Raw genomic sequence first — 10,923 nt, 5'->3', positions numbered from 1 at the left:
TCTACCTAACGGGCGTCGATGACCATGCCGGCGCCGACGGTGCCGTTCGTGGCCTCGTCCACGAGGATGAAGCCGCCGGTGAGTCTGTTACGCGCGTAGTCGTCCACGAACAGCGGCTGGGTGATCCGCAGCGACACCCGCCCGATCTCGTTGAGGCCGAGGGAGGCCGCCTCCTCGTCGCGGTGCAGGGTGTTGACGTCGAGCCGGTAGTGCAGGTCGCGCACCATGGCACGGGCCGTACGGGTGGTGTGCTTGATCGTCAGCTTGGAGCGCGGCGTCAGCTTGAGCCCGTCGGCCATCCAGCAGATCATCGCCTCCAGCTCCTGCGCCACCTGCGGCTGGTTGTTGGGCCGCGCGATCATGTCGCCGCGCGAGATGTCGAGGTCGTCCTCGAAGCGCAGCGTCACCGACATGGGCGGGAACGCCTCCTCCACCGGCCCGTCGAAGGTGTCGATCGAGGCGATGCGGGTCGTGAGGCCCGAGGGCAGGTGCACCACCTCGTCGCCGGGCTTCAGCACGCCGCCCGCGACCTGGCCCGCGTAGCCGCGGTAGTCGTGGAAGGCCTGCTCGGTGGCCCGCTGCGGGCGGATCACGTACTGAACGGGGAAGCGCACGTCGACCAGGTTGCGGTCGGAGGCGATGTGGACGTTCTCCAGGTGGTGCAGCAGCGACGTGCCGAGGTACCACGGCATGTTCTCGGAGCGCGAGACCACGTTGTCGCCGTTGAGCGCGGAGATCGGGATGAAGGTGAGGTCGGCGACGTTCAGCTTGGACGCGAACGCCGTGAACTCCTCCTTGATCTCGTCGAACCGCTCCTGCGAGTAGCCCACCAGGTCCATCTTGTTGACGGCCAGCACCAGGTGGGGCACCCGCAGCAGCGTGGTCAGGAACGCGTGCCGCCGCGACTGCTCCAGCACGCCCTTGCGGGCGTCGATGAGGATGATCGCCAGGTCGGCCGTGGAGGCGCCGGTGACCATGTTCCGGGTGTACTGGATGTGGCCGGGCGTGTCGGCGATGATGAACTTCCGCCGGGGCGTCGCGAAGTAGCGGTACGCCACGTCGATCGTGATGCCCTGCTCCCGCTCGGCCCGCAGGCCGTCGGTCAGCAGCGACAGATCGGTGTATTCGGTGCCCCGGTCGCGCGAGGTGCGCTCGACCGCCTCCAGCTGGTCCTCGAAGATCGCCTTGGAGTCGAAGAGCAGCCGTCCGATGAGGGTGGACTTACCGTCATCGACACTTCCCGCTGTGGCAAAGCGAAGAATGTCCATTAGAAGTAGCCTTCCCTCTTCCGGTCCTCCATCGCGGCCTCCGACGCGCGGTCGTCGGCCCTGGTGGCCCCGCGCTCGGTGATCCGGGTGGCCGCGATCTCCTCGATGATCTCCTCGACCGTGGCGGCCGTGGACTGCACGGCGCCCGTGCACGTCATGTCGCCCACGGTGCGGTAGCGCACCACGGCCTCGAACAGCGGCTCGTCGTCACCCCGCTGCACGACCTCGGAGTCGGGCAGCAGCATGCCGTCGCGCTCGAACACCTTGCGGGTGTGGGCGAAGTAGATGGAGGGGATCTCGATGCCCTCGCGCCTGATGTAGTCCCAGACGTCGAGCTCGGTCCAGTTGGACAGCGGGAAGACGCGGATGTGCTCGCCCTTGCGGATGCGCGAGTTGTAGAGGTTCCACAGCTCGGGGCGCTGGTTCTTCGGGTCCCACTGGCCGAAGTCGTCGCGGAAGGAGAAGACCCGCTCCTTGGCGCGGGCCTTCTCCTCGTCGCGGCGAGCGCCGCCGAAGACCGCGTCGAACTCGTGCTCCTCGATCCCGTCGAGCAGCGTGGTGGTCTGCAGGCGGTTGCGCGAGGCGCGCCGCCCGGTCTCCTCGACCACGCGGCCAGCGTCGATGGAGTCCTGCACGCTGGCCACGATCAGCCGCGCGCCGAGCTCGGTGGAGCGGCGGTCGCGGAAGTCGATGACCTCGTCGAAGTTGTGGCCCGTGTCGACGTGCATGAGCGGGAACGGGATGGCCGCGGGCCAGAACGCCTTCTCCGCGATGCGGAGCATGACGATCGAGTCCTTGCCTCCGGAGAAGAGCAGACAGGGACGCTCGAACTCGGCCGCAACCTCGCGCATGATGTGAATGGCTTCGGCTTCGAGCACGTCGAGCTGCGACGTCGTGTAGTCGCGCTGGAGCATGGGAGCTTCCTCCGGCGGTTTTAGCGGTGCAGGTCCCGAATCCCGCTGAGCAGCGATGTCGCTAGCTCAGGTAGGGAAACCAGGATATCCGGTAGTGACGGGTCGGCTTGGTTGTAGGTCAGCTCGGAGCCGTCGATCCGGCTCGCGTGGGCCCCGGCGGCCTGGGCGACGGCGACCGGCGCGGCGGAATCCCACTCGTACTGGCCCCCGGCGTGTACGTAAGCCTCGACCTCGCCGGTGAGCACCGCCGAGATCTTCGCCCCGGCGGACCCGATGGGGACCAGGTCGGCTCCGAGGAGGTAGGCCAGCTTCTGCACGAACTCCGGCGGGCGCGTGCGGCTCACCGCGATGCGGAACCGCCCCCCGTCGAAGGAGCGCGGCCCGGGCGGCTCCGCGGTGGTCAGCGTGCGGCCCTGGGCGGGCAGCGCCACGGCGCCCGCGGTCAGCCTGCCGCCCTCCCACAGCGCCACGTGCACGGCCCAGTCGGACCTGCCCTCTTCGGCGAACTCGCGCGTGCCGTCGAGCGGGTCCACGATCCACACCCGGGACGCGCTGAGCCGGCGCGGGTCGAGCCGCTCCTCGCGGGTGGCCTCCTCCGACAGGACACTGTCACTGGGACGGAGCCTGGCCAGCGACTCCATGAGGAAGACGTGGGAGGCCCGGTCACCCTCCGCGCGCAGGGCGGAGGAGTCGCCGAAGCCGGTGCGCTCGCGAATGCGCAGCAGCCGCTCGCCCGCCTCGGTGGCCAGATCAGCGGCGAGTGCGTGGTCGTCGCGAATCGTCATCAATAAGCTCCTTGCCCGCGGGCGACGGCCGACCAAGTCTTCCACAGGATCTGGAGGTCGAGCGTGAGGGACCAGTTCTCCACGTAACGCAGATCGAGGCGGACGGATTCCTCCCACGATAGGTCAGATCTACCACTGACCTGCCACAGGCCCGTCATCCCGGGGCGTACGAGGAGCCGTCTGCGCACGTCGTCGCCGTAGCGCGCCACCTCCTCCGGCAGCGGGGGCCGGGGACCGACGAGCGACATGTGACCGCGTACGACGTTGATGAGCTGCGGCAGCTCGTCCAGCGAGGTGCGGCGCATCCGCGTGCCCAGCGGCGTGACCCGGGGATCGTTCCTGATCTTGAAGAGCACGCCGTCGCGGTCGCTGACCAAGGTGATCTTCTGCTGCTCGGAGCCGCGCCGCATGGTGCGGAACTTCAGGATCGTGAACAGCCGCCCGTCCCTGCCGACCCTGGTCTGCCTGAACAGCGCGGGCCCCGGACTCGTCACGCGTACGGCCACCGCCAGTCCCACCAGCAGCGGCGCGAGCAGCACCAGCAGCGCGGTGGCGACCAGCCGGTCGAAGATGTTCTTGACCAGTTTCCTGGCCCCGCCCAGCTCGGGATGCTCCACGTGCAGGAGCGGCAGCCCGGCGGCCGGTCTGATCATGGTGCGCGGGCCCGCCACGTCCATCAGCGCCGGGGCGACCACCAGATCGGTGTGGGTGCGCTCCAGCCGCCAGGCCAGCCGCCGCAGCGCCTGCCCGTCCATCTCGGGACAGGCCAGCACGGCCACGGTGTCGGCGCGGAACTGGTCGACCACTATCGGCACGTCGCTGAGGTCGCCGGCGACCGGCACCTCGCCCACGAAGTCGCCCGGCACGCCCCCCGGCAGGCAGGCGGCCACGACGTCCATGCCGTGATAGCGCTCCTTCCGGAACAGCCGCACCAGTTCCTCGACGGACGTCTCGTGCCCGACGGCGACCACCTTGCGCATGCACTCCCCCGCCGCCCTGCGCCGGTGCAGGGAGCGGCGTAGGGCGTACCTGAGGAGCAGCGTGAGCAACGTCACCAGCGGCAGCGCGAGCACGACGTAGCCCCGGGCGACGTCGGTCTTGGTCAGGTAGGAGCCGATGGCGGTGCCCGCCGTCAACGCGACACCCGACTGCACGACCCGGCGGAACTCCTCGGAGCCGACACCCAGCATGCGCGGCTCGTACGCGCGGTTGAGCGCCACCGCGAACGCCCACACCACCGGCAGGGCCAGGCTGACCAGCAGGTACGGCAGCACGTACGGCGTGAGCTCGCCGAAGCGAATGTAGAAGGCGAGCCCGGACCCCACCCAGGCCCCGCAGAGGTCGCCCAGCACCGCGCGGAAGCGGTAGGAGCGGACCCAGGTAGGCGTGCGCGGGCTGACTCGCCAGGAGGCCACATGGCCCGGTCCGACGACGGCCATGAAGCCCTCACCCCGCACGCATGCCTCCAGGTGACCATTCCTGAACGGACAGTCACAGATGGTAGCTGCGGGAGAGGCAGGGAACCGGCGAACGGACCTATGTGGCGATCAGCGTGGAGGGCCCGAAATATGCAGATCAGACCGGTGGAAGTCGTTCTGTGTGACTTCGAGGCTGCGGGACATCAGCGACTCCACGACGTCGGCCGCCCGGTCCACGAGGAAGGGCAGGTCCTTGCGCTCCATGGTGGCGAAGTCCCGCAGCACGAAGGAGGCCGCGTCCATGCGCCCGGGCGGGCGCCCGATGCCGAAGCGGACCCGCAGGTAGTCGCGGGTGCCGAGGACCTTGGTGATCGACTTGAGGCCGTTGTGGCCGTTGTCGCCGCCGCCGAGCTTGGCCCTGAGCGCGCCGTAGGGCACGTCGAGCTCGTCGTGGACGACGATCAGCCGCTCCGGGCCGATCTTGTAGAAGTCGGAGAGCGCCTTGACGGGCCCGCCGGAGAGGTTCATGTAGGTGAGGGGCTTGGCCAGGATCGCGGTGCTGGTCTCGCACACCTCAGCCCTGCTCTTGTGCGCCTTGAACCGCCCGCCGGCCCTGGCCGCGAGCTCGTCGAGCACCATGAAGCCCGCGTTGTGCCTGTTGCCCGCGTATTCGGGCCCGGGATTGCCCAGGCCGGCGATCAGCCAGCGATCCATCTGCACCCCTAACAGCGGAACGGGGCGGCTCGAGTCCGGCCGCCCCGTTCACGAATCGGACCGTTACTCGGCGGAAGCCTCTGCGGTCTCGCCCTCGGCGACCACACCCTCGGCGGCCTCGGCGGCCTCCTCCGGCGCCTCGACCGGCTTGGCGATCACCTGGAGCACGACGGACTCGGGGTCGGCGGCCAGCGTGGCGCCCTTCGGCAGCGCGAGCTGCGCGGCCGTGATGGCGGTGCCGACCTCCAGGCCCTCGACGTCGACCTCGACGCCGGTCGGGATGTGGGTGGCCTCGGCCTCGACGGCGACGGCGACGAGCTGCAGGTCGAGCAGGCCGTCGGTGTGGACGTCGCCGACCGTGTTGACCGGGATCTCGACCGTGACCTTCTCGCCGCGCTTGACCAGCAGCAGGTCGACGTGCTCGACGAAGCCCTTGATCGGGTCGCGCTGCACGCCCTTGGGCAGGGCCAGCTCGTCGACGCCCTCACCCTTGAGGTGGATCAGCACGTTGGGCGTGCGGAGCGCGAGGAGCACCTCGTGGCCGGGCAGGGTCAGGTGCTTGGGGTCGATGCCGTGCCCGTAGAGAACCGCGGGCACCTTGTCGGCGCGGCGGATCTTGCGAGCGGCGCCCTTGCCGAACTCGCTGCGCGGCTCGGCGGCGATACGTACTTCGGACATGACATCTCCTAGGGATGCTTGGAGTCTGGTGGGTGTCGCCGCTCTCCCTCACCCGCCCTAGCGGAAGGCGTTACGAGCGCAACCGGGCCAGTCTACAGCGCTATCTGCCGAGCTCCGCTCGGAAGGCTGTGATGGATGTCCTCGCTTCGCTGCGGATCCATCACAGCTTACGTATCGCCCTCGAACAAGCTCGTGACCGAGCCGTCCTGGAAGACCTCGGTGATCGCGCGGCCGATGAGCGGCGCGATCGACAGCACCGTCAGCTTGTCGAACCTGTTGGCCTCCGCCAGCGGCAGCGTGTTGGTGACGATGACCTCGGAGATCCGGGAGTTCTTCAGCCGGTCGACGGCCGGGTCGGAGAAGACCGCGTGGGTGGCGGCGGTGATCACGTTGGTGGCGCCCTGCTCGTAGAGGGCGTCCGCGGCCTTGCAGATGGTGCCCGCGGTGTCGATCATGTCGTCGATCAGCACGCAGGTGCGGCCGCGGACCCGTCCGACGACCTCGCTGACCTTCACCTGGTTGGCCACGTCGAGGTCACGGCGCTTGTGGATGAACGCCAGCGGCGTGCCGAGCGTGTCGGCCCAGCGCTCCGACAGCCGGACGCGGCCGGTGTCGGGCGAGACGACGGTGGTGTTCTCCAGGTCGAGCTTGTTCTTGAGGTAGCTCTCCAGCACCGGCATCGCGAACAGGTGGTCGACCGGGCCGTCGAAGAAGCCCTGGATCTGCGAGGTGTGCAGGTCGATCGACATCAGCCGGTCGGCGCCCGCGGTCTTGAACATGTCGGCCATCAGCCGGGCCGTGATGGGCTCGCGGCCCCGGCCCTTCTTGTCCTGGCGGGCATAGCCGAAGAACGGCATGACCACGGTGATGCGCTTGGCGGAGGCCCGCTTCAGCGCGTCGACCATGATCAGCTGTTCCATGATCCACTTGTTGATGGGCGCGGTGTGGCTCTGGATGACGAAGGCGTCGCAACCGCGTACGGACTCCAGATAGCGCGCGTAGATCTCGCCGTTGGCGAAGTCGATCAGCTTGGTGGGGGTGAGGGAGACGCCGACGTGATGAGCCACCTCGTCGGCGAGCTCAGGGTAGGCCCGGCCGGAGAAGAGCATGAGGTTCTTCTCGCCCGGCTGTTTGATACTGCTCACGTGCCACTCTCCTGCTGCTCTTGCTCGGCCAGCGCCCGCTGGGCGGCCGCGGCCGACTTCGTGCCCGCGCGCCTGCGCAAGACCCATTTCTCGATGTTGCGCTGCCGCGCACGCGCCACGCCGATGGCGCCGGGAGGCACGTCGTCGACGATCACCGAGCCCGCCGCCGTGTAGGCGCCGTCATTGACCGTCACCGGGGCGACGAGCATGGTGTCGCAGCCGACGAACACCCCGTCGCGAATGGTCGTCTGGTGCTTGTTGACCCCGTCGTAGTTGACGAAGACGGTGGAGGCGCCGATGTTGACGTCGTCGCCGATCGTGGCGTCCCCCGCGTAGGACAGGTGCGGCACCTTGGAGCGCTCGCCGACCTTGGTGTTCTTCATCTCGACGAACGTGCCGGCCTTGGACTTGCGGCCGAGCACCGTGCCGGGGCGGAGGTAGGCGTAGGGGCCGACGCTGACCTCGGGGCCGATGTCGGCGCTGTCGCAGACGGCGTTGCGGACGACGGCGCCTTCGCCGACGCGGGTGTCGGTCAGCGTGGTGGCGGGGCCGACCTCGGCGCCGGACTCGATCACGGTGTCGCCATGGAGCTGGGTGCCGGGGTGGATGACCGTGTCGGGCGCGATCCGCACGCCGACGTCGATCCAGGTGCTGCCGGGGTCGATGATCGTCACCCCGGCGCGCATGTGGTCTTCGAGCAGGCGCAGGTTGAGCACCTTGCGGGCGGCGGCGAGCTGCACGCGGTCGTTGACGCCCTCGACCTCGACGAAGTCGCCCGCGACGCAGGCGCCGACCCGGTGGCCGTCGCCGCGCAGGATGGCCAGGACGTCGGTGAGGTACTCCTCACCCTGGGCGTTGTCGGTGGACACGCGCTTGACGGCGTCGGCGAGCAGCGAGCCGTCGAAGGCGTAGATCCCGGAGTTCATCTCCTTGATCGCGCGCTGCTCCGGGCTGGCGTCCTTCTCCTCGACGATCTCCAGCACGGCGCCGCTCTCGTCGCGGATGATCCGCCCGTAGCCGGTCGGATCGGGCACGTTGGCCGTCAGCACGGTGACCGCGTTGCCTTCGGCCTCGTGCCGTTCGAGCAGCTCGGCGAGGGTTCGCGGGCGCATGAGCGGCACGTCCCCGTACGTGACCAGCACGGTGCCGGAGATCACGCCGACCTCTTCGAGCACGGTGCGGACCGCGTGACCGGTGCCACGCTGCTCATGCTGGACGACGGCGCGCGCGTCGGGGCTGGTGGCGGCCAGGTGGCCGCCGACCTGCTCCAGCGCGTGGCCGATGACGACGATCAGCTGTTGCGGATCGAGGTCGCGGGCGGCTGCGAGCATGTGGTTGACCAGCGAACGGCCACATAGCTCATGCAGGACCTTGGGGGTCTGACTCTTCATCCGGGTACCCTCGCCCGCGGCGAGGACGATGACGGCTGCCGGGCGCGGCACACTCACGGACTGAGGCTCCCTGTGACTGGACGGATCAGGGCATTTGGTACGTCTACCGCACCGCTACCCTCCCGACACCGTGAGGATACCTGGACGCACCCCGAACATTCTCGCCGGGGGAGCAGGTCACAGCTCCCGGAAGAGGACTCGAACCCCTACAAAGTGGACCAAAACCACTTGTCCTGCCGATTAGACGATCCGGGACAGATCGGACACGTGGCGTCCGACACATCCCTACGATACCGATCCCGAACCCCGGCGCGCGCCCGTAATTGCGTCCCACACCCGGCTCGGGCGCGAAGTCCCAGGTAACGGCAGGTACGCGGCACGCCGACCATATAACAGACCGCCCTAAAAGGCGCAAGGCGCAAACCCCACCCACCTTGTTCTGCAGAGCGTCACGTTCCCCCCATTAACGGCTTAGGGCTTCCTTACTTACGCTAGCGTAGGTTACGGTGGCGTAGCCCGGACATACATCCTCATACATGCCGTTGGAGGTCGTCCATGACCGTTGTCGCCGAGCGTTCTTCCCCGACGCCGAAGCCCGAATTCGAACCCGAGCCCCGATCCAAGGCAGAACTGGTCACCTTCACGCTCGTCGTCGGGCTGCCGCTGATCGCGATCGCGGCCGCGGTGCCGTTCGCATGGGGATGGGGTCTCGGCTGGTCGGACATCGTCATCTCCTTCGTCTTCTACGTGATCTCCGGGCTCGGCGTGACCGTGGGGCTGCACCGCTACTTCACCCACGGCTCGTTCAAGGCCAAGCGGCCGCTGAAGATCGCGCTGGGCATCGCGGGCAGCCTGTCGCTGGAGATGTCCGTACTCGACTGGGTGGCCACGCACCGCAAGCACCACAAGTTCTCCGACAAGGAGGGCGACCCGCACTCGCCGTGGCGGTTCGGCCCCGGCTTCAAGTCCCTGTCCAAGGGCCTCCTGTACGCCCACATGGGCTGGCTGTTCGAGAGCGAGCGGACCAACCGCGAGAAGTACGCTCCCGACCTGGTCAAGGACCCCGACGTCATGAAGCTGCACAAGTGGTTCGGCACGATCGCCATCACCTCCATCGTGCTCCCCGGCGTGATCGGCGGGCTCGTCACCTGGTCCTGGCAGGGCGCGCTGACCGCGCTGTTCTGGGGCTCGCTCATCCGCATCGGCCTGCTGCACCACGTGACCTGGTCGATCAACTCCATCTGCCACGTCTTCGGCGAGGAGGAGTTCCAGGTACGCGACAAGTCGCGCAACGTCTGGTGGCTGGCCATCCCGTCCTTCGGCGAGTCCTGGCACAACCTGCACCACTCGGACCCGACCTGCGCCCGGCACGGTGCGCTCAAGGGCCAGATCGACCTGAGCGCCGGGTCCATCCGGATCTTCGAGAAGCTGGGCTGGGTGTACGACGTCCGCTGGCCTACCCCCGAACGCCTGGCGGCGAAGCGCATTGCCTGACGTAGATCAGCCGGTGAGCGGCCGCGCACCCGTGGCCGTCATTATGGAGACCGTGACCGAACCCCGATCTCGCAGGCGCATGTCCGGTAGCGAGCGCAGAGAGCAGCTGATCAGCATCAGCCGCACCCTCTTCGCGGAGAAGGGGTTCGACGGGACCTCTATCGAGGAGATCGCCGCTACCGCACAGGTGTCGAAGCCCGTGGTCTACGAGCATTTCGGCGGCAAGGAAGGCGTCTACGCGGTCGTCGTGGACCGCGAGATGCAGAAGCTCCTCACCATGATCACCGAGGCGCTGGCCGCGTCCCATTCACTGATCAAGCTGGAGCGGGCCGCGCTGGCGCTGCTCCAGTACATCGAGGAGAGCAGCGAGGGCTTCCGCATCCTGGTGCGCGACTCCCACGCCGCCTCGGGCACCGGCACGTTCGCGAGCCTGATCAACGAGATCGCCAGCCAGGTCGAGGACGTCCTCGCCGACGAGTTCGCGGCCCGGGGCTACGACCCCAAGCTCGCGCCGATGTACGCCCAGATGCTGGTCGGCATGGTCGCGCTGACCGGTCAGTGGTGGCTCGACGTACGCAAGCCGGGCCGCGAGGAGGTCGCCGCCCACCTCGTCAACCTGGCCTGGAACGGCCTGACCGGGCTCAACCCCGACCCGGCGATCACCGCGGCGACCCGCGACCAGCCCGTCTCCGTCCCCGCCCCGGCCCCCGTCCCCGCCAAGCCGCGCACGAGCGAGAAGGAGCTGCGCGAGCTGGAGAAGGCGCGGGACAAGGAGCTCAGGGAGGCCGAGAAGGCACGGGTGCGGGAGTTCAAGGAGGCGGAGAAGGCGCGGGTCCGGGACCTCAAGGAGCGGGAACGGCTGCTCAAGGAGGCCGAGAAGGAGCGCGAGCGGGTGCTGAAGGAGGCGGAGAAGGCGCGGGAGCGCGAGGAGAAGATCCGTCAGCGTGAGGCCCGCCTCGCCGAACGCACCGCCCGCCTCGAACAGGCGGACCACCAGGAGTAATCCGCCCTTGGGACCCCGGTCCGGAAGGCGTCGGCGGGAGGGGCGGATGTGGGAAGACTGTCCGGCGGTGGGCTTGAACAGGGGGGATGTCTTGAGTGACGATTGGGTAGAGC

The 10,923-nt window shown here is 68.6% G+C and carries 10 protein-coding genes and 1 tRNA gene; 2 read left to right on the top strand and 9 right to left on the bottom strand.

Translation table 11 applies throughout. The features are described 5' to 3' along the window. Positions 1–5: 5 nt before the first annotated feature. From cysN to ACWDRB_RS12510, 9 genes are all read right to left on the bottom strand, one after another. Entirely contained in the window at positions 6–1,268 is a 1,263-nt protein-coding gene (gene cysN / locus ACWDRB_RS12550) for a sulfate adenylyltransferase subunit CysN (RefSeq protein WP_363970672.1), read from the bottom strand. Continuing rightward, a complete protein-coding gene (gene cysD / locus ACWDRB_RS12545; protein ID WP_350725820.1) occupies positions 1,268–2,182 on the bottom strand; it encodes a sulfate adenylyltransferase subunit CysD in 915 nt (304 codons plus the stop codon). Before cysD ends, cysN begins: the two co-directional genes overlap by 1 nt. Positions 2,183–2,202: 20 nt before the next feature. Next, positions 2,203–2,967, bottom strand: coding sequence for a 3'(2'),5'-bisphosphate nucleotidase CysQ (locus ACWDRB_RS12540; RefSeq protein ID WP_364242417.1), 765 nt, complete (start codon positions 2,965–2,967; stop codon positions 2,203–2,205). Continuing rightward, on the bottom strand, positions 2,967–4,406 hold the full coding sequence (locus ACWDRB_RS12535) for a sugar transferase (RefSeq protein ID WP_449893310.1): 1,440 nt from the start codon (positions 4,404–4,406) through the stop codon (positions 2,967–2,969). The genes ACWDRB_RS12540 and ACWDRB_RS12535 overlap by 1 nt, the downstream gene beginning before the upstream one ends. Before the next feature lie 108 nt (positions 4,407–4,514). Continuing rightward, entirely contained in the window at positions 4,515–5,099 is a 585-nt protein-coding gene (gene pth, locus ACWDRB_RS12530) for an aminoacyl-tRNA hydrolase (protein WP_449893307.1), read from the bottom strand. Between the two features lie 63 nt (positions 5,100–5,162). After that, positions 5,163–5,777, bottom strand: a complete 615-nt coding sequence (locus ACWDRB_RS12525; protein WP_364242423.1) for a 50S ribosomal protein L25/general stress protein Ctc — start codon at positions 5,775–5,777, stop codon at positions 5,163–5,165. Between the two features lie 167 nt (positions 5,778–5,944). Then, entirely contained in the window at positions 5,945–6,922 is a 978-nt protein-coding gene (locus ACWDRB_RS12520; protein WP_350725830.1) for a ribose-phosphate diphosphokinase, read from the bottom strand. After that, positions 6,919–8,370: a bifunctional UDP-N-acetylglucosamine diphosphorylase/glucosamine-1-phosphate N-acetyltransferase GlmU gene (gene glmU / locus ACWDRB_RS12515; RefSeq protein WP_449893304.1), complete on the bottom strand. Its 1,452-nt coding sequence runs from the start codon at positions 8,368–8,370 to the stop codon at positions 6,919–6,921. Before glmU ends, ACWDRB_RS12520 begins: the two co-directional genes overlap by 4 nt. A gap of 126 nt (positions 8,371–8,496) precedes the next feature. Continuing rightward, positions 8,497–8,568 (bottom strand) — tRNA-Gln (locus ACWDRB_RS12510). A gap of 300 nt (positions 8,569–8,868) precedes the next feature. Here ACWDRB_RS12510 and ACWDRB_RS12505 point away from each other — a divergent pair. Both ACWDRB_RS12505 and ACWDRB_RS12500 read left to right on the top strand, forming a co-directional pair. Next, positions 8,869–9,807, top strand: coding sequence for an acyl-CoA desaturase (locus ACWDRB_RS12505; RefSeq protein ID WP_397372104.1), 939 nt, complete (start codon positions 8,869–8,871; stop codon positions 9,805–9,807). Between the two features lie 43 nt (positions 9,808–9,850). Next, positions 9,851–10,810 carry a TetR family transcriptional regulator gene (locus ACWDRB_RS12500; protein ID WP_449893302.1) on the top strand — a complete coding sequence of 320 codons (960 nt, stop codon included), beginning with the start codon at positions 9,851–9,853 and terminating at the stop codon, positions 10,808–10,810. Positions 10,811–10,923 lie beyond the last annotated feature (113 nt).

This window comes from Nonomuraea sp. NPDC003707 (assembly GCF_053587055.1).
This window is presented reverse-complemented; position numbering and strand designations above follow the sequence as displayed.